This is a genomic window from Nocardioides turkmenicus, assembly GCF_011045035.1.
In the GTDB taxonomy this organism is placed as follows: Bacteria; Actinomycetota; Actinomycetes; order Propionibacteriales; family Nocardioidaceae; genus Nocardioides; species Nocardioides turkmenicus.
Genome location: NZ_JAALAA010000005.1, coordinates 32341 through 59104 on the forward strand (window position 1 = coordinate 32341; position 26764 = coordinate 59104).

Annotated in this window: 27 protein-coding genes; 18 read left to right on the top strand and 9 right to left on the bottom strand. The window is 70.1% G+C overall.

Annotated elements, in window-relative coordinates; genetic code table 11:
- Positions 1-88 precede the first annotated feature (88 nt).
- From G5C66_RS06985 to G5C66_RS07000, 4 genes are all read left to right on the top strand, one after another.
- Positions 89-1363 (top strand): MFS transporter, encoded by a 1275-nt coding sequence (locus G5C66_RS06985; RefSeq protein ID WP_165110258.1) that lies wholly within the window; start codon positions 89-91, stop codon positions 1361-1363.
- On the top strand, positions 1335-2030 hold the full coding sequence (locus tag G5C66_RS06990) for a GNAT family N-acetyltransferase (protein ID WP_338144094.1): 696 nt from the start codon (positions 1335-1337) through the stop codon (positions 2028-2030). Before G5C66_RS06985 ends, G5C66_RS06990 begins: the two co-directional genes overlap by 29 nt.
- A 113-nt stretch (positions 2031-2143) precedes the next feature.
- Positions 2144-2458: an SHOCT domain-containing protein gene (locus G5C66_RS06995; RefSeq protein ID WP_165110260.1), complete on the top strand. Its 315-nt coding sequence runs from the start codon at positions 2144-2146 to the stop codon at positions 2456-2458.
- Positions 2459-2490: 32 nt separating this feature from the next.
- The gene (locus G5C66_RS07000) at positions 2491-2904 is read left to right on the top strand and encodes a VOC family protein (RefSeq protein ID WP_165110261.1); all 414 of its coding nucleotides are present in this window, start codon (positions 2491-2493) and stop codon (positions 2902-2904) included.
- Positions 2905-2908: 4 nt separating this feature from the next.
- Here G5C66_RS07000 and G5C66_RS07005 read toward each other — a convergent pair whose 3' ends face one another.
- Entirely contained in the window at positions 2909-4246 is a 1338-nt protein-coding gene (locus G5C66_RS07005; RefSeq protein ID WP_165110262.1) for an ABC1 kinase family protein, read from the bottom strand.
- 54 nt (positions 4247-4300) lie between these two features.
- Between G5C66_RS07005 and G5C66_RS07010 the strand changes: the two genes are divergently transcribed.
- A complete protein-coding gene (locus G5C66_RS07010) occupies positions 4301-6427 on the top strand; it encodes a prolyl oligopeptidase family serine peptidase (protein WP_165110263.1) in 2127 nt (708 codons plus the stop codon).
- A gap of 9 nt (positions 6428-6436) precedes the next feature.
- Here the strand turns inward: G5C66_RS07010 and G5C66_RS07015 are convergent, their stop codons facing one another.
- On the bottom strand, positions 6437-6811 hold the full coding sequence (locus tag G5C66_RS07015) for a nitroreductase/quinone reductase family protein (protein ID WP_165110468.1): 375 nt from the start codon (positions 6809-6811) through the stop codon (positions 6437-6439).
- A 229-nt stretch (positions 6812-7040) separates the two neighbouring features.
- Here G5C66_RS07015 and G5C66_RS07020 point away from each other — a divergent pair, with 229 nt between their 5' ends.
- Genes G5C66_RS07020 through ilvC form a run of 3 tightly spaced genes read left to right on the top strand, consistent with a single transcriptional unit; the run spans position 7041 to position 10415 of the window.
- A complete protein-coding gene (locus G5C66_RS07020; protein WP_165110264.1) occupies positions 7041-8792 on the top strand; it encodes an acetolactate synthase large subunit in 1752 nt (583 codons plus the stop codon).
- Positions 8792-9355 carry an acetolactate synthase small subunit gene (ilvN, locus tag G5C66_RS07025; RefSeq protein WP_165110265.1) on the top strand — a complete coding sequence of 188 codons (564 nt, stop codon included), beginning with the start codon at positions 8792-8794 and terminating at the stop codon, positions 9353-9355. Before G5C66_RS07020 ends, ilvN begins: the two co-directional genes overlap by 1 nt.
- Before the next feature lie 34 nt (positions 9356-9389).
- Entirely contained in the window at positions 9390-10415 is a 1026-nt protein-coding gene (gene ilvC, locus G5C66_RS07030; protein WP_165110266.1) for a ketol-acid reductoisomerase, read from the top strand.
- A 126-nt stretch (positions 10416-10541) separates the two neighbouring features.
- Here ilvC and G5C66_RS07035 read toward each other — a convergent pair whose 3' ends face one another.
- Positions 10542-11360, bottom strand: coding sequence for an ABC transporter permease (locus tag G5C66_RS07035; RefSeq protein WP_165110267.1), 819 nt, complete (start codon positions 11358-11360; stop codon positions 10542-10544).
- Entirely contained in the window at positions 11357-12274 is a 918-nt protein-coding gene (locus tag G5C66_RS07040; RefSeq protein ID WP_165110268.1) for an ABC transporter ATP-binding protein, read from the bottom strand. The genes G5C66_RS07035 and G5C66_RS07040 overlap by 4 nt, the downstream gene beginning before the upstream one ends.
- A gap of 159 nt (positions 12275-12433) precedes the next feature.
- Between G5C66_RS07040 and G5C66_RS07045 the strand changes: the two genes are divergently transcribed.
- Entirely contained in the window at positions 12434-13129 is a 696-nt protein-coding gene (locus G5C66_RS07045) for a DsbA family oxidoreductase (RefSeq protein WP_165110269.1), read from the top strand.
- Between the two features lie 21 nt (positions 13130-13150).
- On the opposite strand, the gene G5C66_RS07050 is transcribed toward G5C66_RS07045, so the two are convergent.
- Complete coding sequence (locus G5C66_RS07050; RefSeq protein ID WP_165110270.1) at positions 13151-13720, bottom strand: class I SAM-dependent methyltransferase; 570 nt, start codon at positions 13718-13720, stop codon at positions 13151-13153.
- A 269-nt stretch (positions 13721-13989) separates the two neighbouring features.
- Here G5C66_RS07050 and G5C66_RS07055 point away from each other — a divergent pair, with 269 nt between their 5' ends.
- The 8 genes from G5C66_RS07055 (at position 13990) to G5C66_RS07095 (ending at position 22937) form a co-directional block, all read left to right on the top strand.
- Entirely contained in the window at positions 13990-14160 is a 171-nt protein-coding gene (locus tag G5C66_RS07055; protein ID WP_165110271.1) for a hypothetical protein, read from the top strand.
- Between the two features lie 9 nt (positions 14161-14169).
- Positions 14170-15225 (top strand): 3-isopropylmalate dehydrogenase, encoded by a 1056-nt coding sequence (locus G5C66_RS07060; RefSeq protein ID WP_165110272.1) that lies wholly within the window; start codon positions 14170-14172, stop codon positions 15223-15225.
- A gap of 116 nt (positions 15226-15341) precedes the next feature.
- Complete coding sequence (locus tag G5C66_RS07065) at positions 15342-16418, top strand: branched-chain amino acid aminotransferase (protein ID WP_165110273.1); 1077 nt, start codon at positions 15342-15344, stop codon at positions 16416-16418.
- Positions 16419-16567: 149 nt separating this feature from the next.
- Positions 16568-18067 (top strand): protein kinase domain-containing protein, encoded by a 1500-nt coding sequence (locus G5C66_RS07070; protein ID WP_165110274.1) that lies wholly within the window; start codon positions 16568-16570, stop codon positions 18065-18067.
- A gap of 177 nt (positions 18068-18244) precedes the next feature.
- Entirely contained in the window at positions 18245-19855 is a 1611-nt protein-coding gene (gene cimA / locus G5C66_RS07075) for a citramalate synthase (protein WP_165110275.1), read from the top strand.
- Between the two features lie 64 nt (positions 19856-19919).
- A complete protein-coding gene (locus tag G5C66_RS07080; RefSeq protein ID WP_165110276.1) occupies positions 19920-20459 on the top strand; it encodes an NAD(P)H-dependent oxidoreductase in 540 nt (179 codons plus the stop codon).
- 105 nt (positions 20460-20564) lie between these two features.
- Entirely contained in the window at positions 20565-21521 is a 957-nt protein-coding gene (locus tag G5C66_RS25860) for a GNAT family N-acetyltransferase (protein ID WP_241248312.1), read from the top strand.
- 9 nt (positions 21522-21530) lie between these two features.
- Positions 21531-22937 (top strand): amidase family protein, encoded by a 1407-nt coding sequence (locus tag G5C66_RS07095; protein WP_165110277.1) that lies wholly within the window; start codon positions 21531-21533, stop codon positions 22935-22937.
- Positions 22938-23058: 121 nt separating this feature from the next.
- Here the strand turns inward: G5C66_RS07095 and G5C66_RS07100 are convergent, their stop codons facing one another.
- The 3 genes from G5C66_RS07100 to G5C66_RS07110 are packed head-to-tail and all read right to left on the bottom strand — an operon-like array spanning position 23059 to position 24966.
- Positions 23059-23664 carry a CbiQ family ECF transporter T component gene (locus tag G5C66_RS07100; RefSeq protein WP_165110278.1) on the bottom strand — a complete coding sequence of 202 codons (606 nt, stop codon included), beginning with the start codon at positions 23662-23664 and terminating at the stop codon, positions 23059-23061.
- Positions 23661-24365, bottom strand: coding sequence for an ATP-binding cassette domain-containing protein (locus G5C66_RS07105; protein ID WP_165110279.1), 705 nt, complete (start codon positions 24363-24365; stop codon positions 23661-23663). Before G5C66_RS07105 ends, G5C66_RS07100 begins: the two co-directional genes overlap by 4 nt.
- Positions 24358-24966 (bottom strand): biotin transporter BioY, encoded by a 609-nt coding sequence (locus tag G5C66_RS07110; RefSeq protein ID WP_165110280.1) that lies wholly within the window; start codon positions 24964-24966, stop codon positions 24358-24360. Before G5C66_RS07110 ends, G5C66_RS07105 begins: the two co-directional genes overlap by 8 nt.
- A 112-nt stretch (positions 24967-25078) precedes the next feature.
- Between G5C66_RS07110 and G5C66_RS07115 the strand changes: the two genes are divergently transcribed.
- Entirely contained in the window at positions 25079-25648 is a 570-nt protein-coding gene (locus tag G5C66_RS07115; RefSeq protein ID WP_165110281.1) for a TetR/AcrR family transcriptional regulator C-terminal domain-containing protein, read from the top strand.
- Between the two features lie 11 nt (positions 25649-25659).
- Here the strand turns inward: G5C66_RS07115 and G5C66_RS07120 are convergent, their stop codons facing one another.
- The gene (locus G5C66_RS07120) at positions 25660-26748 is read right to left on the bottom strand and encodes an alpha/beta fold hydrolase (RefSeq protein ID WP_165110282.1); all 1089 of its coding nucleotides are present in this window, start codon (positions 26746-26748) and stop codon (positions 25660-25662) included.
- Between the last annotated feature and the right edge of the window lie 16 nt (positions 26749-26764).

Consider the following 26764-nt stretch of genomic DNA (forward strand, 5'->3'; position numbering starts at 1 on the left):
CCGCACCGGCTTCTGTCGAAACGGGCCGTGGCCGTTCGTGGCATGGGTGAGGGGCCGACACGGCGGCCCACCGGATGCGGGAGTGGTCATGTCGGGTCAGAGGTCGGATCAGAAGTCTTGGAAGCGGAATCTGCTGGTCTTCCTGGGCGGCCAGACGGTGTCGTCGTTGGGCTCGATGATCGTCGCGTACGCGGTGATGTGGCACCTCACCGTCGAGACCGGGTCGGCCGCCGTGCTGACCCTGAGCGTCGCGGCCGGGATGCTGCCGCAGGCGGTGGTGTCGGTCTTCGGCGGCGTCTGGGCCGACCGGCACTCGCGCAAGCTGCTGATCATCGGGGCCGACTCGACGATCGCGGCGGCCACCCTGGTCCTCGCGCTGCTGATGCTGAGCGGGGCCGGCGACCTGTGGATGATCTTCCTGGCGATGGCGGTCCGCTCGGCGCTGGCCGGGGTGCAGGCGCCCGCGGTCAACGCGATGCTGCCGCAGATCGTCCCGGCCGAGCACCTGATGCGGGTCAACGGCGTCCAGCAGACGATCCAGTCGGGGATGATGCTGTTCGCGCCGGCGGTCGCCGCCGCGGTCTACGCGAGCACCGGCATCGTCACCGTCTTCTTCATCGACGTGGTGACGGCCGTGATCGGCGTACTGCTGCTCCTGCTGGTGCCGGTGGCCCGGACGGTCCGCTCGACGGGCTCGTCGGAGCCTGTCAGCTACCTCGGTGACCTCGTCGCCGGCGTCCGGTACGTCCGGGGGAACGCCTCGGTCCGCTGGGTGATGGGCCTCGTGGCCGTCGTGATGTTCATGGCCGGCGCGCCGGCTCACCTCACGCCGCTGATGATCACGCGCAGCTTCGGCGACGAGGTCTGGATGCTGAGCGTCAACGAGCTGTTCTGGAGCGTCGGCATGGTCGTCGGCGGCGCGGCGATGGCCGTCTTCGGACCGAAGGTGAAGCGCCGTGTGCGGCTGATGGTGGCGGCCTCGGTCGGCGTCGGACTGCTCGTGGTCGGGCTGGGTGTCTCGACGGACTTCTGGGTGTTCTCGGTCGCCGGTCTGGTGATCTGCATCCTCTTCCAGATGCTGCTGGTGCCCGCCGCGACGGTCCTGCAGGAGCAGGTCGAGGACTCGATGCGCGGCCGGGTGTTCGGGTTCTACGGGATCGTGATGTCGGTGGCGATGCCGGTCTCGATGATCGTCTTCGGGCCGCTGGCCGACCGGTTCGCGGTGGAGTCGGTGATGATCCTCGCCGGGGTGCTGCTCCTCGGCTGCCTGGCCGGGATGCTCGCCCTCGGTGGCGCCCGGCGCTCGCTCGCGACGGTCGGCGAGAATGAGGACCGTGCTGAACTTCTCGTATCCGGTGGGTGACGTCGTCGAGGGCTGGGAGCCCCGGCCCTGGCCCGAGCCGGTGGCTCTCGAGGGACGCTACGTCCGGGTCGCGCCGCTCTCGTCGGCGCAGTACTCGGACCTGTACGCTGCGGTCTGCGGCCCCGACGACGCCGACCTGTGGACGTACCGTCCGATCGCGATGCCGACGACCCTGCAGGACCTGTGGATGCATCTGGCGGGCTTGGTCGACGCGGACGACGTGGTGCCGTTCGCGTTCGTCCCGAAGGAGGGTGAGCGAGAGGGCCGCGCGAGCGGCGTCGCGGGCTACCACGCGATCCACCCGAGCAACGGGAGCATCGAGGTCGGCGGAGTGCTCTTCGGGCCCGCCATGGCCCGGACCCGGGCGGCGACCGAGGCGATCCACCTGCTCATGCGGCACGCCTTCGACACCCTGGGCTACCGGCGGTTCGAGTGGAAGCTCGACGCGCTCAACGAGCCGTCGCGACGGGCCGCGGAGCGGCTGGGGTTCAGCTACGAGGGCCGGTTCCGCAACCACATGGTCGTCAAGGGCCGCAACCGCGACACCGACTGGTTCTCGGTCACGGCGGAGGAGTGGCCCAACGTGCGGGACGCGCACGAGCGCTGGCTCGACCCCACGAACTTCGACGAGCAGGGCCGCCAGCTCAGCCGGCTCCGGTGCGAGTAGGGGATGCGTACGCACGATTGCGTACGACGCACCCGCTCCTGAGCCGATGTGCCGGCGGCTCGCGCGCAGCACTCTGGAGGGCATAGGCAAGCCCGACAGATTGGACACGAGCGATGAGCATCAACGAGACGGTGGCCACGGTGGTGGCCGACGACCACTGGGGTCCGTGGCGCGAGAGCGGACCGTGGCAGGACGGGGGAGGGCCGCCGGCGTTCTGGCCGATCTTCCCGATCCTGTGGTTCCTGGTGATCGCGGCGATCATCACCGCGGTCGTCCTCTACAACCGCAAGCGGATGGCCGAGGGGCCACGACGCGCGGGCGAGGCACGGTTGGCGGAGAGGTACGCCGCGGGCGAGATCGACGAGAACGAGTACCGCGCTCGTCGTGACGTCCTGCGCGAGAAGCCGAGCCGCGTCAAGGACGCCTGACACCCGCGCTGGTCCGTGGCAGTGTGGCTGCCATGGACCAGCGCATCAGCTTCATCACCGTGGCCGTCGCCGACGTGGCGGCGAGCCGGTCGTTCTACGTCGACGGCCTCGGTTGGACCCCTGAGATGGAGGCCGACGGAGTGGTCATGATCCGCGTCGGCGAGCACGTCATCCTCTCGCTGTGGGACCGGAGCGAGTTCGAGGAGGAGGTCGGCAGGATCGCCGTCGCCGACGGCGTCGCGCCGTTCACCCTCGCCCACAACGTTGCCACCCGCGCGGAGGTCGACGAGGTGCTGGGGCTCGCCGGGTCGCTCGGGCGGGAGGTCTCGGCGGCCGCGGAACGGGAGTGGGGCGGCTACACCGGCTACTTCGCAGACCCCGACGGCGTCCGCTGGGAGATCGCCTACAACCCCGGCCCGGTGGGGCAGACGGTGCTGCCGGGCTGACTCTTCAGCCGGCGAAGCCGGGCAGGTGCTCCTCGAGGATCTCCCGGAACGGCGCCTCGGCGTTGAGCTGCGCCAGCACGCCGAGCCCACCCAGCCAGACCCGGTGGATGAGCAGGTAGGACGGCGGCAGGTTGAGCTTCAGCCCGACCGTGTAGGCGGGGTCCTTGGGGTCGTTGATCCGCTTGAACTCCTCCCGCATCCACTCCCGGGTGAACCGGAAGCGCTCCTGCAGCGCGGGAGTCACGAACGGCGCCAGGTAGTCGAGCACGTGCTGCGGCTCGACCTTGATGCCTTCCCGGATGAAGCCCTCGTGGCGCAGGCCCGCGACCAGCGCTTCGGCATCTCCGGTCGCCGCGATCCGGATCAGCCGGCCCATCGGCTCCGGGAAGCCCCGGTCCGGGAGCCGCGCGGCGAGGCCGAAGTCGAGCACCGCCAGCCGGCCACCGGGCAGGACCCGGAAGTTGCCCGGATGGGGGTCGGCGTGGAGCATCCCGGTCAGCCCCGGTGCGGAGAACCAGAACCGTGCCAGCAGCTCACCGTAGTGGTCGCGCTCCTCGGCGGTGCCCTCGGCGATCACCTTCGCGATCGAGCCCTCCGACTCCACCCACTCGGTGACGAGCACCGACGGTCCCACCGCGACGACATCGGGGACGTCGATCAGGGGATGGTCCGCATACGCCTCGGCGAAGACGTGCTGGGCCTCGGCCTCCTTCGGGTAGTCGAGCTCCTCGACGACCCGCTCCTGCAGCTCGGCGACCAGCGCCTTGACGTCCATCCCGGGCACGACCGCGTTGCCGATCGCCGCGACCCGGCCGATCTGGCGCAGGTCGGCGCGCAGCGCCTCGTCGGCGCCCGGGTACTGCACCTTCACCGCGACCTCACGGCCGTCGGCCCACCGGCCGCGATGCACCTGCCCGATCGAGGCCGAGGCCGCCGGCTCCTCGGACAGCTCGACCAGCTGCGAGGCCCAGTCGGCGCCGAGGTCGCGGGCCAGCAGGCCGCGTACGATCCCGGTCGGCATCGGGGGAGCGGAGTCCTGGAGCCGAGTGAGCTGGGCGCGGTAGTGGGCCGCCTGCGACTCCGGCAGCGCCGCCTCCATCACCGAGAGCATCTGCCCGAACTTCATCGCGCCGCCCTTGAGCTCGCCCAGGGTGCGGAACAGCTGATCGGCCGTACGCTGGTGGACGTCGGCCAGCACCGCCTCGGCGGGACGGCCCCCGATCCGCTTCCCGAGCCCGAGCGCCTTGCGCCCGGCGTACCCCATCGGCAGCGCGGCCAGCTTGGCCGTCCGTGTCGCCGCTCGCCGCGGTAGACCCTTCGACGACCCGTCCGCTTCGCTCATGCCGCAATTGTGCCGGTCGGCTGCAACTTGTGCCCCGCGAAGTAGCCTTCCCGCATGACCGCTGAGCAGACGATCGTGACCCCGCTCGACCCCGCCGGGGACGACCCGTTCGGTTGGCTGGAGGAGGTCGAGGGCGTCGACGCGCTGGCCTGGGTGCGAGCGCGCAACGACGAGGCGCACGCGAGCGTCGGCTCCGACCCGGTGTTCGCCAAGATCGAGGCTCAGATCCTCGAGGTGCTCGACTCCGACGACCGGGTGCCCGAGGTCTCGCGGCTCGGGGAGCACCTCTACAACTTCTGGCGCGACGCCGACCACGAGCGCGGCATCTGGCGACGCACGACGCCGGAGTCCTACCGCACCGACGACCCCGAGTGGGAGATCCTGCTCGACCTCGACGCGCTCGCCGCCGAGGAGGGCGAGAGCTGGGTGTGGCACGGCGCCTCGGTGCTCCGGCCCGAGCCCGGCGAGCCCTGGCGCAAGGTGCTCGTCGACCTGTCCCCGGGCGGCTCGGACGCCGACGTCACCCGGGAGTTCGACCTCGTCGAGAAGGCGTTCGTGAGCCCGGCCGACGGTGGCTTCACCCGTGCCGTCGAGCAGGGCGGCGCCAAGGGCGCCCTCTCCTGGTGCGGCCCCGACGCGGTCTACGTCTTCACCGACTTCGGCCCCGGCTCGCTGACCCCGAGCGGCTACCCGCGGATCGTGAAGCTGTGGCGCCGCGGCACCCCGTTCGAGGACGCGACGGTGGTCTACGAGGGCACCGCCGAGGACATGTACATCTCCGCGCGCCGCATCCACACCCCCGGCTTCGAGCGCGACCTGGTCAGCCGTTCGATCGCGTTCTACAAGTCCGAGACGTACGTCGCCACCGACCCCGGCACGCCCGAGCAGACGCTCACCAAGCTCGACATCCCCGACTCGGCCGAGGCGGGGTTCCACCGGGAGTGGCTGCTCGTCGAGCTCCGCGACGAGTGGACCGTCGGCGAGCGGACGTACGCCGCCGGCTCGCTGCTCGCGACCGACGCGGACCGGTTCCTGGCCGGCGCGCGGGACCTCACCGTGCTCTTCGAACCCACCCCGAAGACCTCGCTGGCCGGGGCGACCTGGACCCGCAACCACCTCGTCCTCAACGTGTTCGAGGACGTCAAGAACCGGTTGCACGTCCTGACCCCACCGGCGTCGGCGTCCGGGGAGTGGGTGCGCTCGGAGTTCCCGGAGACCGACCCGGTGGCCGCGGTCGGCACCCGTGCCGTCGACGCGGTCGAGTCCGACGAGGTCTGGGTGGTCACCAGCGGCTACCTGACCCCGACGACGTACGGCCTGACCACCATCGGCGCCGAGACCGTCGAACCGCTCAAGTCGGCGCCGGCCTGGTTCGACACGGACGGGCTCCGTGCGGAGCAGCGCTTCGCGACCTCGGCCGACGGCACCCGGATCCCCTACTTCATCGTCGGTTCCGAAGCCGCCCTCGACGGCAGCGGTGGCCCGGCGCCGACCCTGCTCTACGGCTACGGCGGCTTCGAGGTCCCGATGACCCCGGGCTACTCCGCCGGCGTCGGGCGCGCCTGGCTCAACGAGGGCGGCGTCTACGCCGTGGCGAACATCCGCGGTGGAGGGGAGTACGGCCCGGCCTGGCACCAGGCGGCACTGAAGGAGAACCGGCACCGGGCCTACGAGGACTTCGCCGCCGTCGCCCGCCACCTCGCCGAGACCGGTGTGACCAACGCGAGCCACCTCGGGATCCAGGGCGGCTCCAACGGCGGGCTGCTGACCGGCAACATGCTCACGCTCTACCCGGAGCTGTTCGGCGCTGTGGTGATCCAGGTGCCGCTGCTGGACATGAAGCGCTACTCCCACCTGCTCGCCGGGGCGTCGTGGATGGCGGAGTACGGCGACCCGGACGTGCCGGAGGAGTGGGAGTACATCCGGACGTTCTCGCCCTACCACCTGCTCGACGGGTCGAAGACCTATCCGCCGGTCCTGCTCACCACCTCCACCAAGGACGACCGCGTCCACCCCGGCCACGCCCGCAAGATGGCCGCGCTGCTGGCCGCGACCGGCAAGGACGTCACCTACTACGAGAACATCGAGGGCGGCCACGGCGGCGCGGCCAACAACGCGCAGTCTGCCCACCTCTCCGCCTTCGCCTGGACCTTCCTGCGCGAGCGGCTCGGCCTGGGCTGAGCGGACGGGTCACGACGCCGGCTCGGTGACCTCCAGGACCACGACGGGCGTCTGGTGGGAGCGCCGGGCCGCGAAGTCGTCGAGGTCGCCCCAGCCGTCGTCGGCCTCCGCGAGCAGCGTCCAGAGGCGCTCGCACTCGGCCCCGGTGGCCTCGCGGGCGCGCACCCGTCGCGGGCCGTCGACGGTCTCGGCGAGGGCCTCGGGCCGGGCCTTCAGGTTGAGCCACCACGCGGGCGCCGGGTCGGCCCAGCCGTTCATCGCCAGCGTGACGTACGTCGACCCGTCGGGGACGTAGGGACAGGCTAGCGATCCGCGCGGGCCCGCCGCCTCGGTGAGAACCCTGAGATCCCCGATCGAACGACTGACAGATACTGGGACGGTGATCTCAAATCATGGGACGCGCGGTAGGGTGTGGTGACACGGCGCGACACATGGGGTTAACGTGTGGGCATGCTGCACAGCATTCTCGTACTTATCAGGCGCGTCGCCTAGGAGCCACTGGCCCCAGACGACGCGTCTCCCTCCGTTGCCCGCCGGGCCGGAGGGTTTTTTGTTGCACAAGCAACCCCACGAGATCCCATGAGTAGAAGCTCCGAGGAGTAGGACGGCGGACATGAGCGAGCAGATGACAGGCGCCCAGAGCCTGATCAAGTCGCTGGAAGCAGCGGGGGCCGAGAACATCTTCGGCATTCCGGGAGGAGCGATCCTTCCGGCGTACGACCCGCTGATGGACTCGAAGATCCGCCACATCCTCGTACGCCACGAGCAAGGTGCCGGCCACGCCGCCCAGGGCTACGCCGCGGCGACCGGCAAGGTCGGCGTCTGCATGGCGACCTCCGGCCCAGGGGCGACCAACCTGGTCACCCCGCTCGCCGACGCCAACATGGACTCCGTGCCGATGGTCGCCATCACCGGCCAGGTCGGCGCGGCGATGATCGGCACCGACGCCTTCCAAGAGGCGGACATCCGCGGCATCACGATGCCGGTCACCAAGCACAGCTTCCTCATCACCGACCCGGCGGAGATCCCGCTCCGGGTCGCTGAGGCCTTCCACCTGGCGTCCTCCGGACGTCCGGGTCCGGTCCTCGTCGACGTCACCAAGTCGGCGTTGCAGGCCACCACCACCTACCGGTGGCCGACCGAGCTCCACCTGCCGGGCTACCGCCCGGTGACCAGGCCGCACGCCAAGCAGATCCGCGAGGCGGCGCGCCTGATGCTGGAGGCCAAGAAGCCTGTCCTGTACGTCGGTGGCGGGACGATCCGCTCCGGTGCCCACGGCGAGCTGCTGCAGCTGGCCACGCTCACCGGGATCCCGGTCGTGACCACGCTGATGGCGCGCGGGGCCTTCCCCGACTCCCACCCGCAGCACCTCGGGATGCCGGGCATGCACGGCACCGTCGCCGCCAACGCGGGTCTGCAGAAGTCCGACCTGCTGATCAGCCTCGGTGCCCGCTTCGACGACCGAGTGACCGGCAACCTGGACTCCTTCGCTCCCAACGCCAAGGTCATCCACGCCGACATCGACCCGGCCGAGATCGGCAAGAACCGCTACGCCGACGTCCCGATCGTGGGCGACGTGCGCGAGGTCCTCGCCGACCTGATCACGGTGCTCACCGCCGAGAAGGAAGCCGGCAAGGAGGGCGACTACGAGGGCTGGGTCGCCTTCGTGGCCGGGATCAAGAAGGCGTACCCGCTCGGTTACGACATCCCCGCCGAGGGCCTCTCGCCGCAGTACGTCATCGAGCGTCTCGGCAAGATCTCCGGCGAGGAGACGATCTTCACCGCCGGCGTCGGCCAGCACCAGATGTGGGCCGCGCAGTTCATCGGCTACGAGCACCCCAACACCTGGATCAACTCCGGCGGGCTCGGCACGATGGGCTACTCCGTCCCGGCCGCGATGGGCGCCAAGGTCGGCTGCCCGGACTCCACCGTGTGGTCGATCGACGGCGACGGCTGCTTCCAGATGACCAACCAGGAGCTGGCCACCTGCGCGATCGAGGGCATCCCGATCAAGGTCGCGATCATCAACAACGACAACCTCGGTATGGTGCGCCAGTGGCAGACCCTCTTCTACGAGGAGCGCTACTCCAACACCAACCTGCAGTCCCACGGCCAGCCCAAGCGCATCCCCGACTTCCCGAAGCTGGCCGAGGCCATGGGCTGCGTCGGCCTGGCCTGCGACTCCGCCGACGACGTCGACGCGACCATCGAGAAGGCCATGGAGATCAACGACATGCCCGTCGTGGTCGACTTCCGTGTCAACAAGGACGCCATGGTGTGGCCGATGGTTCCGGCCGGCGCCTCGAATGACGAGATCCAGTACGCGCGCGACCTCGCGCCCGAGTTCGACGAGGACGACCTCTGATGAGCATCCAGCCCGTGAAGACCGGTGGCAAGCACACGCTGAGCGTCCTGGTCGAGAACAAGCCCGGCGTCCTGGCCCGCGTGGCCGCGCTCTTCTCGCGCCGCGGCTTCAACATCGAATCCCTCGCGGTGGGACCGACCGAGCACGACGAGGTCTCCCGCATGACGGTCGTGGTCAATCTCGAGAACACCCCCCTCGAGCAGGTCACCAAGCAGCTCAACAAGCTGGTCGAGGTGATCAAGATCGTCGAGCTCGAGCCTGAGTCGCGCGTCCAGCGCGCCCTCATGCTGGTCAAGATCTCCGCCACCACGGAGACCCGCAGCCAGGTGCTCGACACCATCCAGCTCTTCCGGGCCAAGGTCGTCGACGTGTCCACGGACTCCGTCATCGTCCAGCTCGCCGGCAACACCGGCAAGCTCAACGACTTCCTCCGGGTCATCGAGCCCTTCGGCATCCGTGAGCTCTCCCAGTCCGGCATGGTCGGCATGGGCCGCGGCTCCCGGTCGATCTCCGAGCGCAGCCTGCGATCCGTGGCTGTGCCCGCTCCGCCTTCCGCGGTCTGAACCCCTATCAACAACAACTGAAGGAGAAGCCCTCGTGGCTGAGATTTTCTACGACGACGACGCCGACCTCGCGCTGATCCAGGCGAAGAAGGTCGCCGTCATCGGCTACGGCAGCCAGGGCCACGCCCACGCGCTCAACCTGCGTGACTCCGGTGTGGACGTGCGCATCGGCCTGCAGCCCGGCTCGAAGTCGACCCCCAAGGCCGAGGAGGAGGGCTTCAAGGTCCTCAGCCCTGCCGACGCCGCCGCCGAGGCCGACGTGATCGTCATCCTCGCCCCCGACCAGCACCAGCGCGGTCTCTACAACGACCAGCTCGCGCCCCACGTGACCGCCGGCAAGACCCTCGTCTTCGGCCACGGCTTCAACGTGCGCTTCGGTTACATCAAGGCGCCCGAGGGTGTCGACGTGATCCTGGTGGCCCCGAAGGCTCCGGGCCACACCGTCCGTCGTGAGTACGTCGCCGGCCGCGGCATCCCGGACATCATCGCCGTCGAGCAGGACGCCTCCGGCTCCGCCTGGGACCTCGCGAAGTCCTACGCCAAGGGCATCGGCGGCACTCGCGCCGGCGTCATCAAGACGACCTTCACCGAGGAGACCGAGACCGACCTCTTCGGCGAGCAGGCCGTGCTCTGCGGCGGCGTGTCCCACCTGGTCCAGGCCGGGTTCGAGACGCTGACCGAGGCCGGCTACCAGCCCGAGATCGCCTACTTCGAGGTGCTCCACGAGCTCAAGCTCATCGTCGACCTGATGTGGGAGGGCGGCATCGCCAAGCAGCGCTGGTCGATCTCCGACACCGCCGAGTACGGCGACTACGTCTCCGGCCCGCGCGTCATCGGCCCGCAGGTCAAGGAGACCATGAAGCAGGTGCTCGCCGAGATCCAGGACGGCTCCTTCGCCAGCCGCTTCATCGCCGACCAGGACAACGGTGCGGTCGAGTTCCAGAAGCTGCGCGAGGAGGAGGCCGGTCACCCGATCGAGGCCACCGGCAAGGCTCTGCGCGCCCACTTCTCGTGGAGCCAGACCGACGACGACTACACCGAGGGTTCGGCCGCCCGCTGACCCAAGTGCCGAGTCGGCGCAACTGTCCCGCAAAACCGACCCGAGTCGGCGCGTCTGTCCCAGAGCATTGGGACAGACGCGCCGACTCGGCGGTTTTGGGTGGGACAGTTGCGCCGACTCGGCGGGTTACTTGACCTCGGACCTGAGGACGAGGCGGAGGCCGACGAGCGTGGGGATGATCAGCCAGATCAGGCCGGCGACTCCCAGCTGCGCCCACATCTTGTCGGTCATCTCGGTGTAGAGGTTCATCGTGGCCCAGTTGAGGTCGAACCACGTGGCGTGCTCGGCCCACCAGGTGTTGGTGGAGGCGAGTGCCGAGGAGACGGTCGGGAGCACGAGCGCATAGACGAAGTAGGCCACGATGGCCGCGGGGGAGTTGCGGAAGAGCATCCCCAGCATGAAGCCCATGAACATCCCGATCTCGCTGGCCAAGGTCACCCGGGCGAGCTCGGCGAAGGAGAGGTTCCACACGGGGTCGAGGTCCATGACGGTCGCGACGCCGAGGTAGCCCACGGCACCCACGAGTGCTGCGACCGCGATGGCGGCCACTCCGACCAGGGCGGTGACCACGGCTTTCGCACCGATCACGCGACCGCGTCCGGGCACCAGGGTGAAGGTCGTCAACGCGCTGCGAGCGCTCCATTCACTCGTGACGGCGAGCACCGCGATCATCGGCAGGATCACCGACATCGGGATGCCCCAGGCGCTGGCGAAGCCCTCGTAGTCGAGGTTGTCGGCGTCGACGAAGATGATCGTTGCCGCGGTCGCGGCCAGGGAGAGCACGACCAGGCTGGCCATCAGCCAGAACCCCGAGCGGGTGTCGAACATCTTGCGCAGCTCGATGCCGGCGATCCGGCCGAACGGGATCGGGGCGGGCACGGGCCGCTCGCGGCGGCGTACCGCAGCCGGGCCGGCAGGCTCCGGAGCGATGGTCGTGGTCGTCATGCTGCTTCCCTTTCCGGGGTCTGGAGGTGGTCACGCTGGGTCTCGGCGGTGAGCTGGAGGAACATCTCCTCCAGGCCGGCGCCGTCGGCGGCGCGGAGCTCGGTCAGCACCAGCCCGGCGTCGAAGGCGATCTGGCCGACGGTGGCGAGGTCGGCGTCGCTGCGGACGGCGCCCTCGGTGGTGATCTCGGCGGTGTACCCGGCCCGCTGCAGCGCCCGGCCGAGTGAGGTGGGGTCACCGGTACGGGCGTACGTCTCGCCGCTGGCGAGCAGCTCCTGCTTGGTGCCCTGCGCCACGATGTGGCCGTTGCCGATGACCACGATGTCGTCGGCGATGACCTCGATCTCGTGCAGCAGGTGCGAGGAGAGCAGCACGGTGCCGCCGTCGTCGGCGAAGCCGCGCAGCAGGTCCCGCATCCAGCGGATGCCGGCCGGGTCGAGGCCGTTCGCGGGCTCGTCGAGGATCAGCACCTCCGGGTCGCCGATCAGGGCCGTCGCGATCCCGAGCCGCTGCCGCATCCCGAGGGAGTAGTTGCGTACCCGGCGGCCGGCCTCCTCCTCGGTCAGGCTGACCCGCTCGAGGGTCTCGGCGACGCGCGACTTCGGCAGGCCCATGGTGCGTGCCGCGAGGGTGAGGATCTCGCGGCCGGTGCGGCCGCCGTGCTGGGCGGAGGCGTCGAGGAGCACACCGACCTCGCGGCCGGGGTTGGGCAGCTGGGAGAAGTGGCGGCCGAGGAGGTGTGCACTGCCGGAGGACGGATCGGTGAGTCCGACCAGGATGCGCATGGTCGTGGACTTACCGGCGCCGTTGGGGCCGAGGAAGCCGGTCACCCGGCCAGGCTCGGCGGTGAAGGTCACGTCGTCGACGGCCGTGAACCCGCCGTACCTCTTGGAGAGGGCATCGATCTGGATCATGCTCCGAGCCTCGCGCCATGGCGTCCCCGCGCGCGTCGGGCAGATCCCTGGACGACCCCTGGCCGGTTCCTGGGCCTACCCCTGATCTCCCCTGAGACCGTCTCGGGGCTGATCGGTCCGTTGCGGAATGTTTCGTACCGAACCAAACGTTCCCGTGACATGCGTATTGATGTCTGGTCCGACGTTGTCTGCCCGTGGTGCTACATCGGCAAGCGCCACCTCGAGGAGGCCCTGGAGCGCTTCGAGCACAGCGACGAGGTCGAGATCGTCTACCACTCCTTCGAGCTCGACCCGACCGCTCCCGAGGTTCCGGTGGAGACCACGGTCGAGGCGCTGGCGAAGAAGTTCGGCACCTCTGTGGACCAGGCCCGCGAGCTGATGAAGCGGGCCAACGTGCCCGCCGCCGAGGCCGGGCTGGAGTTCCGCCACGAGGACACCCCGCACGCGCGCACCATCGATGCCCACCGGCTGCTCCACCTCGCCAAGGCCGAGGGCAAGCAGGCCGCGCTCAAGGAGGAGCTGCTCGCGACGTACTTCACCCGCGGTGAGTCGATGGGCGACCACGCCGTCCTGAAGCAGGCCGCTGTGAATGTCGGCCTCGACGCCGGCCGCGTGGACGAGGTGCTCGCGAGCGAGGAGTTCGCGGGCGACGTCCAGGCCGACATCGATCAGGCGCGCGACTACGGCGCCACCGGGGTGCCGTTCTATGTCGTCGAGGGGAAGTACGGCGTCTCCGGCGCCCAGCCGACCGAGCTGTTCAGCCAGCTGCTGGAGAAGGTGCACGCCGAGACCAAGCCTGCGCTCACGCTCGTCGGCGACGGCGACGCCTGCGGTCCCGACGGCTGCGCCATCTGACCGCCGCGCCAGTGGCGGGGCTCAGCGCTTGGTGGCGATCAGCACGCTGGTGTCAGGCGCGACCATGACCTCGACGGTCGTGAAGCGCTCGTCGGTGAGCCAGGACTCGCGCAGGCTGTCGACGCGGCCGTAGACGATCGGCGGCCACAGGTCGGTGGGGATGAGGTCGTCGATGACGACGATCCCGCCCTCCTCGACCAGGTCGGCGAGCTGGTCGGGGGAGACCCCGCCGGGGGTCTCGGCGTCGAGGAAGAGCAACGCGAACGGCGCGCGGTCGCGGAGGATGGCCCAGTCGGCGGCGATCACCTCGACCTGCTCGTCGTCCGCGAAGATCTCCGCCGCCTCCTTGGCGAGGTGCTCGTCGAGCTCGGCGGAGACGATCTTGGCGGCCCCGCCGCGTACGCCGCTGCGCAGCCAGGCGGTGCCGACACCGCACCCGGTGCCGAACTCGGCCATGGTGCCGCTGCGGGTGGCCGCCAGGGTCGCCAGCAGCCGTCCGGTCTCGTTGCGGCAGAACGACACGTAGCCCGCACGACGGGAGACGTCGAAGGCGCGGGTCACGATGTCTGGCAGCTCTGGAGGTGCGCTCACAGGTCCAGTCTTCCGGATAGCCGGAGGACTTGCCCGCATCTGTGTCTCGGATGTCGGACCTTTGGTCCAGATTCGATGACGGAGCGGCCATCTCGGGTTACCGTCAGTTCACCATGCGGAGCATTTTTCTCGTACTCGAGTGCCGCGACGGGGCCCGGCGGTAACGACCGCAGGAGAAGCCACCTCGTCGCGGTGGCTTCCGTCTTCTGAAGACCCCGGCTTCTCTCTCCCACACCCCTGTGATTCCCCGATGTGTGAAGGAAGAAGCCATGTACGCGATGTACCCCGAGAGCCCTGCTGAGTACAACCAGTGGAGCCGCGAGTGGGGCCCGGCCAGCCACAACCCCGACAACCCGCACAGCGTCGAGAACACCATCGCCGCGGTGCAGCAGGCGCTCGACCTGCGGGACAACGGCGGCCAGCGTCCCGACGACAACTAGTCTCGCCGTATGTCTACGACCAACCTCGCAGTGATCCCCGGCGACGGCATCGGGCCGGAGGTGACCGCCGAGGCGCTGAAGGTGCTCGAGGTCGCTTCTCCGGTGAAGTTCGAGCAGACCCGCTACGACCTCGGCGCCGAGCGCTATCTCGCCACCGGTGAGGTGCTTCCCGAGTCGGTTCTCGCCGAGATCAAGGAGCAGGACGCCATCCTGCTCGGTGCGGTCGGCGGCAAGCCCAACGACCCGAACCTGCCTCCCGGCATCCTCGAGCGCGGGCTGCTGCTCAAGCTCCGATTCGAGCTCGACCACTACGTCAACCTCCGCCCGAGCCGGCTCTTCCCGGGCGCGACCTCCCCGCTGGCGGCCGCCGTGCTGGACAAGGGCGAGATCGACTTCGTCGTCGTGCGCGAGGGCACCGAGGGCCTCTACACCGGCAACGGTGGCGCCATGCGGGTCGGAACCCCGCACGAGGTCGCCACCGAGACCTCGGTCAACACCGCCTACGGCGTGGAGCGAGTCGTACGCGACGCGTTCGCCCGCGCTCAGGCTCGACCGCGCAAGAAGCTGACCCTGGTCCACAAGACCAACGTGCTCGTCAACGCCGGCTCGCTGTGGTGGCGGATCACCCAGCAGGTCGCCGAGGAGTTCCCCGACGTCACCGTGGACTACCTCCACATCGACGCGGTGATGATCTTCCTCGCCACCGACCCGAGCCGCTTCGACGTGATCGTCACCGACAACATCTTCGGCGACATCATCACCGACCTCGCCGCTGCCATCACCGGCGGCATCGGCCTGGCCGCCTCCGGCAACATCAACTCGTCCCGCGAGTTCCCCTCGATGTTCGAGCCCGTCCACGGCTCCGCCCCCGACATCGCCGGCCAGCAGAAGGCTGACCCCACTGCGGCCATCCTGTCCGGGGCCCTCCTGCTCGAGCACCTCGGCCACCCCGAGGCCGCCGCCGCCATCGACGCCGCCGTGCTCGCCGATCTGGCCGAGCGTGGCTCGGAGCCGCGTACGACCTCCGAGGTCGGCGACGCGATCGCCGCCCGCGTAACCAGCTAGACGCTCACCCTCGAAGGGCCGGGCGCAGAATCTGCTGCGCCCGGCCCTTCGTCTGTCCACAACACTCACCCGCCCGCATAGCACAGCGATCGCAGAACAGGACTAATCTCATGGTCATGGAGATCAGCACCACATTGTCGACCCAACCGGCCACCGACAAGCAGCTCGCGGAGGTCCTGGCGAACCCAGGCTTCGGCAACCATTTCACCGACCACATGCTCACCGTTGAGTGGACTCCCGAACAGGGCTGGCACAACGGTCGCATCGAGGCGTACGCACCGATCAGCCTGGACCCGTCGGCAGCCGTGCTGCACTACGCCCAGGAGATCTTCGAGGGGATGAAGGCCTACCGTCACGGCGACGGCTCGATCTGGGCCTTCCGCCCTGAGGCCAACGCCGCCCGGATGGCCCGCTCCAGCGAGCGGCTCGCGCTGCCCGTCCTCGAGATCGAGGACTTCGTGCAGACCGTCTTCGACCTCGTCAAGGTCGACCAGCGCTGGGTGCCCGAGGCGTCCGAGACCGACGAGAAGAGCCTCTACCTGCGGCCCTTCATGTTCGCCTCGGAGGCGTTCCTCGGTGTGCGTCCGGCCCAGCACGTGACCTACATGGTCATCGCCTCGCCCGCCGGCTCCTACTTCAAGGGCGGCGTCAAGCCCGTCCGGATCTGGCTCACCGAGGAATACACCCGCGCCGGCCGCGGTGGCATGGGCGCGGCCAAGACCGGCGGCAACTACGCCTCCTCTCTGGTCGCCCAGGCCGAGGCGTCGGCCAACGGCTGCGACCAGGTGGTCTTCCTGGATGCGCAGGAGGGGAAGTACGTCGAGGAGCTCGGCGGCATGAACCTCTACTTCGTCCACGCCGACGGCCGGATCGTCACCCCCGAGACCGGCACCATCCTCGAGGGCATCACCCGGTCCTCGATCATCGAGCTCGCCGGCAAGCTCGGCTACACCGTCGAGGAGCGCAAGTTCGCCATCGACGAGTGGAAGTCGGGCGTCGAGTCCGGCGAGATCACCGAGGTCTTCGCCTGCGGCACCGCCGCCGTCGTCACCCCGGTCGGTGAGCTCGTCTACAACGGCGGCTCCATCGCCTCCGCCGGCGGCGAGGTCTGGAAGACCATCCGCAAGCAGCTCGTCGACATCCAGTTCGGCCGGGCCGAGGACACCTTCGGCTGGATGCGCAAGATCGTCTGACTCGCGAGGCGTCAGGTCGGCAGGCCGAAGCGTCACTCAGGTCGGCCGAGGTGGCACCGAGGTGCCACCTCGGCCGACGTACGTGACGTCTCGGCCTGCGGGGCCGACGCCTCGGCCGGATGTCGGCTGCGGCGGATAAGGTTTGTCGCGTGACGACAGCCCCACGCCGCTCGCCGGCGAGCCAGCGGGAGACCGTTGGCGACTACGACCTGATCTCCCTGCTGGGGCAGGGCGGGATGGGGCGGGTCCACCTGGCCAGCCACCGCACGAGCGGTGAGCGGGTGGCGCTGAAGGTGCTGCGTACGCAGTTCGTCGGCGACGAGGAAGGCCGCCAGCGGCTCGCGCGCGAAGTCTCGTCGCTGCAGCGGGTGCGGAGCCGGTGGGTGGCCGGCGTGGTCGGCGCCGACCCGTGGGGCCAGGTGCCGTGGCTGGCGACCAGGTACGTCCCGGGCCCGACGCTGCACGACAAGATCGTCAACGAGGGCCCGCTCTCGCGTGAGGACGTCGAGCAGCTGGCCAGCGACCTGGCCGAGGGCATCGCCGACTGCCACGCCGTCGGCGTCCTCCACCGCGACATCAAGCCGGCCAACATCATCGTCGAGGGGCGCACCCCGATCCTGATCGACTTCGGGCTCGCCCGCGTCGCCGACGACCCGAGGATCACGGTGACCGGGCTGCTGATCGGCACGCCCGGCTACCTGCCGCCCGAGATCGCGGTCGGCGACCCGGCGACCCCGGCCTCGGACGTGCACTCGTGGGCCTCCGTGGTGGCGTACGCAGCGACCGGCCGTCCGCCCTTCGGCGAGGGCAACCCGATGAAGCTGATGGACCGCGCCCGGCGCGGCGAGCACGACCTGGAGGGAGTGCCGCAGCCGCTGCGCGGGCTGCTCGGCCAGGCGCTCTCGCCCGACCCCGCCGACCGTCCGACTCTGGACGAGATCCGCGAGTGGCTGCGTACGCCGCGCCGGCCGTTCGTGCACAAGCCGGTCGAGCAGCTCTCGCTGAGCGACCGGGCAGAGCGGGAGAAGGCCACCACGCCGGTCACCCCGGTCGCCCTGCCGGTGAGCCGGCGACACGACCCCCGCCTGGAGAAGCCCCGGCGCGCCGCCATCTGGCTGGGCCTGCTGGCCTTCACCGTCGGCGTCATCGCGGCTTTCCCGAGCGGCGGCTTCCTGGCCGTGCTCGGTGCCGCCTGGCTGATCCGCGCCGGCACCCTCGCGGCCGGCGACCTGCGGCGTTGGCGCTGGTACCGAGGCCGCAAGTGGCACGACGCGCCACGCCTTCTCATCGGCGCGCCCTGGCGGCTGGTCCGCGCACTGCCGAAGACGTTCGTCGTCGGGGTGTGGGGCTTCGGGTTCGTGGTGGCCGCGGTGCTGATCGGCTACGCCCTGCAGCTCTCCCTCGAAGCCACCCTGACCTTCGCCGGGCTGGCGTTCGTGACCGCGCTGTGGACCGGGTCGGGGCGCGACCGGCTGCGTGACCCGGTCACCAGGGTGGTCCACCGGACCTCGGCGCGATGGGTTCCGTGGATCCTCGCGTTCGCCGTGGTGGTCACGCTCGCGCTCTTCCCGATCCAGTCGCTCTCCGAGGAGGGCTCGCAGTTCTCCGGTGGCGACGAGCCGTGGTGGGTGGAGCTCCTCGGCTGGTGAGACGCCCGTCCCACGGACGGAGATTTCGTGGCAGTATCAGGCGTATGACGAACCACGTCATCATCATTCGCTAGCGCGTCGAGCCCTGCCCGACGCGCCACCCTCTCGTTCCCGAGAGGGTTTTTTGTTGCCCAGCCCAGCCCAGCCCAGATTCAGCCAGCCCGAGGACACAGCGCCATGGAATTCCACGTCTACGACACCACCCTGCGCGACGGCGCGCAGCAGGAGGGCCTCAATCTCAGCGTCGCCGACAAGCTCGCGATCGCGCGACACCTCGACGGGCTGGGCGTCGGGTTCATCGAGGGCGGCTGGCCCGGGGCGAACCCCAAGGACACCGAGTTCTTCCGCCGAGCGGTCGATGAGCTCGACCTCAAGCATGCCCGGCTGGCCGCCTTCGGGTCGACCCGCCGAGCCGGGGTGAAGGCGGCCGACGACCCCCAGGTGGCCGCCCTCCGCGACTCGGGCGCCGGCGTCGTCACCCTGGTCGCCAAGTCCCACGACCGCCACGTCGAGCTGGCGCTGCGCACCACGCTCGCGGAGAACCTCGCGATGATCCGCGACACCGTCTCCCACCTGCGCGAGGAGGGCCAGCAGGTCTTCCTCGACGCCGAGCACTTCTTCGACGGCTACCGGGCCAACCGCGACTACGCGCTGGAGGTCCTCAGGACCGCCTACGAGGCGGGTGCCGAGGTGGTCGCGCTGTGCGACACCAACGGCGGGATGCTCCCGACCTGGGTGGCCGACGTCGTCCACGACGTCCGCGAGCACACCCAGGGAGCGGTGGGGATCCACTGTCACAACGACACCGGGTGTGCCGTCGCCAACTCGCTGGCCGCCGTGGACGCCGGCGCGATGCACGTGCAGGGCTGCATCAACGGCTACGGGGAGCGTACGGGCAACGCCGACCTGGTCTCCGTCGTCGCCAACCTCCAGCTCAAGCTCGGCCGGGAGGTGCTGCCGACCGGGCTGCTGGGCGAGGCCACCCGGGTCGCCCACGCGGTCGCCGAGGTGACCAATGTGCCACCCGCGGGCCGGCAGCCCTATGTCGGTGCCTCCGCGTTCGCCCACAAGGCCGGTCTGCACGCCTCCGCGATCAAGGTGGACCCCGACCTCTACCAGCACATGGACCCGGCCGGCGTCGGCAACGACATGCGGCTGCTGGTCTCCGACATGGCCGGCCGAGCGTCGATCGAGCTCAAGGGCCGCGAGCTGGGCTACGACCTCTCCGACGACCGTGACCTGGTGACCCGGGTGACCGACCGGGTGAAGGCGCTCGAGGAGCAGGGCTACACCTTCGAGGCGGCCGATGCCTCCTTCGAGCTGCTTCTCATCGAGGAGGTGGAGGGTGCCCGCCCCTCCTACTTCGACGTCGAGTCCTGGCGGGTCATCTCCGAGGCTCGCGGTGGCGGGTCAGAGGCCGCCTCGACCACCGAGGCGATCGTGAAGATCCATGCCGACGGCGTACGTCATGTCGAGACGGGAGAGGGCAACGGCCCGGTCAACGCGCTGGACCAGGCGCTGCGGGCCGCGATCACGCGTGCCTTCCCGGTGGTCGCCGACTTCGACCTGATCGACTTCAAGGTGCGGATCTTCGACCAGGGGCACGGCACCGACGCGAAGACGCGGGTGCTGATCGAGACCTCCGACGGCTCGACGTCGTGGACGACGGTCGGGGTCGGGGCCAACGTGATCGAGGCGTCCTGGGAGGCGCTCGTCGACGGGCTGACCTTCGGTCTTCGCCGGCATGTGAGCGAGCCCACACCGTCGGAGGCCGTCGTCGCGGAATGAATCTCCGGAAGGACGACGTTGGACGGTTCAACATTGAACTTTCCGCGTCTTTCGAGGAGAACCCGTGTCCGACACCCGCATCGCCGTACTCGTTGGCAGCCTGCGTGCCGAGTCCACCAACCGTAAGCTCGCCGAGAAGCTCGCCGCCGAGGCGCCCGAGGGCGTGACCCTGGAGATCGTCGACGGCCTGGGCGAGCTGCCGTTCTTCAACGAGGACCTCGAGGCCGAGCCGGGCGAGGCCGTCACCCAGCTGCGCAAGACGATCACCGAGGCCGACCGCGTGCTGATCGTCACCCCGGAGTACAACGCCACCATCCCGGGTGTGCTCAAGAACGCGATCGACTGGCTCTCCCGTCCGTACGCCGCGGGCGCCATCAAGGACAAGATCGTCTCCGTCGTCGGGATCACCCCGACCCCCTACGGCGGCAAGTGGGCGCACGCCGACGCCGCTCGCTCCATCGGCATCGCGGGCGGGGTCGTCGTCGAGGACGCGATCGTCTCGCAGCCTGCGCACGAGGTCGACGTGTTCGCCGATGCCGAGGTCCAGGCGCGCTTCTCCGCTGCCGTCGAGAAGCTCGCGGGCTTCCAGCCCGCTGCCGTCTGATCCCCATCCTGACGGCACCACGAGGTCAGGTCTCTCCGGGGGGAGAGACCTGACCTTCGTCATTTATCGCGTGCGCGTTCGCGCATTCGGCCGTACGTTGCGGGCATGAGTGGACCCGTGAAGCAGCTTCGGTTGGTGGTCGAGGCGAAGGACTACGAGGAGGCGGTGGCCTTCTACCGCGACACCCTGGGCCTTCCCGAGCAGGCCGCCTACTCCGGCCCGGGTGAGGCGCAGGTGATGATCCTCGAGGCCGGCCGGGCCACGCTCGAGCTCGCCAACTCCGCCCAGCACGCCTACATCGACGAGGTCGAGGTCGGGCGCCCGGCCGCCGGGCACGTACGGGTGGCGTTCGAGGTCGAGGACTCCGCCGGAGTCACCTCCCGGCTCGTGGACGGTGGCGCGACGCTGGTGGCGCCGCCGACCCGCACCCCGTGGGAGTCGCTCAACGCGCGCCTCGACGGCCCCGCCGACCTGCACCTGAGCCTCTTCCAGGAGCTCGGCGAGCCCGTGCTCGCGCCGGACTACCCGATCACCACCGAGCGGCTCCTGCTGCGTCCCCTCGACGTCGAGCGGGACCTGGAGGATCTGCACGCCTATCTGTCGCGGGAGGACGTGTGCCGCTACATCCCGCCGGTGCCGAAAGACCGCGACGCGCTGCGCGAGTCTTATGCGGCGTGGAAGCGGCCGTCGGTGCTGCGCCGGGAGGGTGAGGTGCTCTGCCTCGGCGTCGAACACCGGGACAGTGGCCGGCTGATCGGCGACATCGTGCTCTTCTGGCACAGCAAGGAACAGCGGGCGGGCGAGATCGGGTACGCCTTCAACCCCGACTTCCACGGTCAGGGCTTCGCCACCGAGACCGCTCGTGCGCTGCTGGGCCTGGCCTTCGACGGGCTCGGCCTGCACCGGGTGGTCGCCCGGATCGACGAGCGCAACACCGCCTCGGCGCGGGTGGTCGAGCGGCTCGGGATGCGCAAGGAGGCGGTCGAGCGTGAGGCCGAGTGGTTCAAGGGGGAGTGGACGACATTGGTGCACTACGCGATGCTCGAGGACGAGTGGCGTTAGCCTGCAGGGGTGGCCGAGCTTCATGATCTGACCGCCCTGGAGCAGGGAGAGCTGCTGCATCGCTGCGAGGTCTCCCCGGGAGAGCTCGCCGAGCACTATCTCGACAGGATCGCCAGGCTCGACGATGTCGGCGCCTTCGTCACCGTGGCCGAGGAGCGGATCTCGACGTGTGCTCGTGAGCTCGCGGTCAAGCCTGTCGGCGCCTCACCGCTGTGGGGCGTACCCACCGCTATCAAGGACCTCAACCTCACCCGCGGCGTACGCACCACCTTCGGGTCGGCCGCCTTCGCCGACTTCGTCCCGGACGTCTCCGACAACGTGACGCTCTCGATCGAGGCGGCCGGGATGATCTCGCTCGGGAAGACCAACACCCCCGAGTTCGGGTCGCCCTGCTACACCGAGCCGGACGTGGCGCCGCCCGCCGTCACCCCCTGGGACCGTACGCGGATCGCCGGTGGCTCCTCCGGAGGTGCTGCCGCTGCGGTGGCCGCCGGGCTCGTGCCGGTCGCGCAGGGATCCGACGGTGGCGGCTCGATCCGGATCCCGGCCTCGTGCTGCGGCCTGGTCGGCCTGAAGCCGACCCGCGCGCGGATCTCCCCGTCGCCGATGTACGGCGACGCGGCCGGGCTCGCCACCGCCGGCCCGATCGCCCGGACGGTGCGGGACGCGGCCGCCTTCCTCGACGTGCTCGCGGGGCGGCGTACGGGTGATCCGTTCTGGGCTCCCGAGGAGCCGCTCCCGTTCCTGGACGCCTGTGAGCGCCCGCCCGGGCGGCTGCGTATCGCCCGGTTCATCGAGCCGCTGATCGCCCCGGCCACGGTCGACCCCGAGTGCGTCACCGCCTGGGAGAACGCCTCGTCCTTGTTGGAGTCGCTCGGTCACGAGATCATCGACATCCCGCGGCCGCTGCCGGTCGAGGCGGTCGCGATCTTCGAGACGGTCTGGGCCGTCGGGACCGCGATGGCGGTCGTGAACCTCGCCCCCGAGCAGCGCTCGCAGATCCGGCCGCTGACCCGCTGGCTCACCGAGCGGGGTGAGGCGGTCAGTGGCCCGGAGTTCGGGCTGGCGATCGCGGAGCTGCGCCGCTTCGCGGCGGTGGCGCTGGAGGCGCTGGCGCCCTATGACGCCGTGCTCACCCCGACCCTCGCCACCCCGCCGCCGAAGGTCGGCGAGATCCGCGACGACGCCGACCCCGCCGCCGACTTCGAGGCCCAGAAGGAGTTCACCCCCTGGACCTCCGCCTGGAACGTCACCGGCATGCCCGCCATCTCGCTGCCCCTCCACTGGACCCCGGCCGGCCTTCCGGTCGGCGTCATGCTCGCCGCCCGCCCCGCCGAGGAGTCCCTCCTGCTCTCCCTCGCCGCCCAGATCGAGGACGCCGCCCTCTGGGACCACCGCCTCCCGCCCGGCTGGTAACCCCTCGCCGAAACCGCAGAAATGAAGAGCCGAATCTGTAGTTGTGGGTGACGAGAGTCGAGTTTCGTCACCCACAACTACAGATTCGGCCGACAGAACTACCGATTCGGCTGGAGGAGCGTCAGTCGCCGAGACCGCGGGCCTTGAGGGCGTCGCCGGTCTCGTGGGCCCGGGCGACGACGCGGATGACGAAAGGGGTGAGGTAGGCCCTGGGGGAGCGGCCGAGGCCGCGGGCGCGGGCGGCGTCGCGGGTCTCCTGGGCGATGGTGAGGGTGCCGGGGAGCGCTTGGATCGCCATCGAGATCGTGAGGGCGACGCGCTCCGGGTCGACGCCGACGCGACGCAGCGGGCGGATCCAGCGGACCACGGCGTCGAGCGTCTCGGTGGTCGGCGTGGTGACGGTCAGGGTGAGTGCCAGCAGGGCCAACGAGACCAGGTCGAGCAGGGACTCCACAGCCCGAGGCAACGTGAACAGCCACCACTGCAGGAGGGCGACCACCACGGCGATGACGAGTACGACACGGAGCGCCCGCGCGGTGGCGGCCAGGTCGAGCCGGCCGATGAGGGCGAGGACGACGGCGACCCCGAGGAAGCCGACCGCGAGGAGCGGTCCGCGCAGCACCACGATCGCGATGCTGAGGACGGCCAGGCCGAGCAGCTTGGCGCCGACGGGCAGCCGGTGGAGCACGGTGTCGCCCGGGCGGTAGAGCCCGATCGTCATGCTCATCCCTCGCTCACCGTCCTCACGTAGTGCTTGACCGCGGCGTCGGCGTCGCCGTCGAAGCAGACCCGGCCGTCCTCGACGACGAGGACGCGGTCGCAGCGGCGTACGAGGTCGAGGTCGTGGGTGACCAGGACGAGCTGCTGGGGCAGCGAGAAGAGCAGGTCGCCGACCATCCGGGTGTTGCGCAGGTCGAGCAGCGTGGTCGGCTCGTCGGCGACCAGCACCTCGGGCTCAATCGCGAGCACCCCGGCCAGAGCGAGCAGCTGACGCTGGCCGCCAGACAGAGCATGCACGCTCACCTCGGCGCGCTCGGCGAGCCCGAAGCGGGCTAGCGTCTCGAGGGCGACCTGCTTGCGGCGTACGCGGTCCTTCACGGTCCTGCGCAGCGACAGCTCGACGTCCTCGACACAGGTCGGCATCACCAGCTGGGCGGCGGGGTCGGTGAAGGTGAACCCGACCCGGCGCCGCACCTCGGCACCACGACGAGCCACGTCGAGGCCGTCGACGGTGACGGTCCCGGCGCTCGGCAGCACCAGTCCGTTGACGAGACGGGCGAGGGTCGACTTGCCCGAGCCGTTGCTGCCGATGATCCCGATGCGCTGCTCGGTCAGCGAGAGCGTGGTCGGCTGCAGGATGGTGCGTGAGCCGCCGAGGTCCGGGGACTCGACCCGGACCTCGGCGGCCTCGAAGCGGATCTCAGGCACGTCGGGCGAGCAGCTTCGGGAAGGCGCGGTGGACCTGCGAGGCGACGACCGCGGCGACGGCGGCCTTGATGAAGTCGCCGATCCAGTAGGGGGCGTCGAACGCCGCCGCCTCGGGCAGGCCGACGCGGAGCACGATGGCCATCCCGATGATCCCGCCGACATGGTTGATCACGACGCCGACGACACACGCGGCGAAGACCAGGAGCGGGTTGGTGCGGCGGGTGCGCAGGACGTACTTCACGATCAGGCCGACCGCGAGCACCATGATCGGGAAGGACCACAGGTAGCCGCCGGTCACCCCGACGAAGACTCCGGGGCCGGCGGCGTGACCGGCGAAGACGGGCAGGCCGGCGACGCCGAGGATGAGGTAGAGCACGACTGCGGCGGTGCCGCGCAGCGGGCCCAGCAGGGCGCCGGTCAGCAGCAGCGCGAAGCCCTGCAGCGTCAGGGGCACTCCGGCGCCGCCCATCGGGATGGCGGCGAGGTAGGAGCAGACCGCGATCAGGGCGGCGAACGCAGCGATCAGCGCGAGGTCGGTGGTGTCGAGACGCGACGACTTGGCTGCGGGGGTCTCGTCGGTGCTTGTGGGGGACTCGGTCATACTCGCTCCTGCGTACTCAGACCTGAACCTTGGTCAGGTGAACGGTGTTCAGGTTAAGGTCGACGTACGTCTTCGTCCACTTCGTCCCACCACCCGGCCCCTGGGGAGCAACATGCGATACCGCCGTGAGGACGTCGTCGCCCGCGCGCTGCAGGTCCTCGACGACTACGGCCTCGCCGACCTGACCATGCGCCGCCTCGGCACCGAGCTCGGCGTACGTCCCAGCGCGCTCTACCACCACTTCGCCAACAAGCAGTCCCTGCTGGCCGCGGTGGCCGACGAGATCCTGCTGCGCGGCCGGCACGAGCAGGCAGGGGCCTGGGACGTACGCGTCACCGGGATCTGCACCGACCTGCGCGACTCGCTGCTCGCCTACCGCGACGGTGCCGAGGTGGTCGCGACCGTGTGGGCCTTCGGGCTCGGCGCGACCCAGCCCTACGACGACCTCGTCGCGGCGCTGAGCGACGGCGGCCTCGGCGACCTGGCCCCGACCGCCGCCCGCACCCTGCTCCACTTCATCTACGGCCATGCCGTCGACGAGCAGACTCATCTCCAGGCGGCCGCCGCGGGCGCGATCGAGGACGACGTACGCGACACCGACGACTTCGTCACCGGCCTCGGCCTGATCGCCGCCGGCATCTCGATGGCCAAGGCCGTCCGCGAGGCCTCGGCCGACCGCTGACCCGTCACGACTCAGTCGTGCTGGGCGAACCAGTCGTCGAGGAGCGGCCAGGTGGTCTCCCGGGCGGCACGACCGGTGAGCAGGCCGAGATGGCCGCCGGGGACGATCTCGAAGCGGAGCTCGTCCGCGCCGGTGAGCAGGTCGACCAGCGGCCGGACGGAGGCGACCGGACCGATGCCGTCGTTGGCGCCCGCGACGACGAGGGTGGGCTGCTTGACGTCGCGCAGGTAGACGCTGTGTCCGTCGCCGAGGTCGATCTGCCCGCTGAAGAGCGCGTTGGTGCGGAAGAAGTGGTGGTAGAGCTGCCCGAACGTACGCCCCGGGTAGGCGATGATGTTGTCGGTGAACCGGTCGACCGCCTCGAGCTGGGCGAGGAACTCACGGTCGGCCAGGTTGGACAGCTTCCCCACCGGCTTGGTGAACATCTTGTCGACCGAGGAGAGCTGGAAAGCCCACCTGACCAGCGGCTTCGGGGCGCCGCCGAAGGCCTGGTAGGCCGTGGTCACCAGGTTGCCCGGCGGCAGGTTGAGCAGCGGCCGCAGCGGCGCGATCAGCGGCACCTGACGTACGTCGCAGGGCGAGCCGAGCACCGCGAGCGAGGCGATCGGGAGGTCGGGGGCGTCGGCGGCGGTGAGCATCGTGAAGATCCCGCCAAGGGACCAGCCGACCACGTGCACCGGCCGCCCGCCGGCATGCTCGGAGACCGACCGGATCGCCTCGGGCACGACATGAGCGATCCAGTGCTCGATGCCGAGGCTGCGGTCGGCGAAGTTCACCTCGCCGTACTCGACCAGATAGGTCGGCCGGTTCGTCTCCACCAGGTGCTCGACGACCGAGCAGCCGCGCCGCAGGTCGTAGCAGATCGCCGGCGCCGCCAGTGGCGTCACCAGCAGCACCGGGTCGCCCTGGGGAGTCTCGCCCGCCACCGGGCGGTAGTGGTAGAGCTCGCGCCGGGTGCCGTCGTCGATCAACGTACGCGGCATCGGCCGGATGTCGGCGAGCCCGCCGTAGAGCAGCGAGTGCGCGACGTTCCCCGCCGCGGCGCCGACCCTGGTGGCGATCGAGGCGGCAGCGTGTCGAGGGCGGGGAAGGATGGCCATTGCCGGACTAACGTAT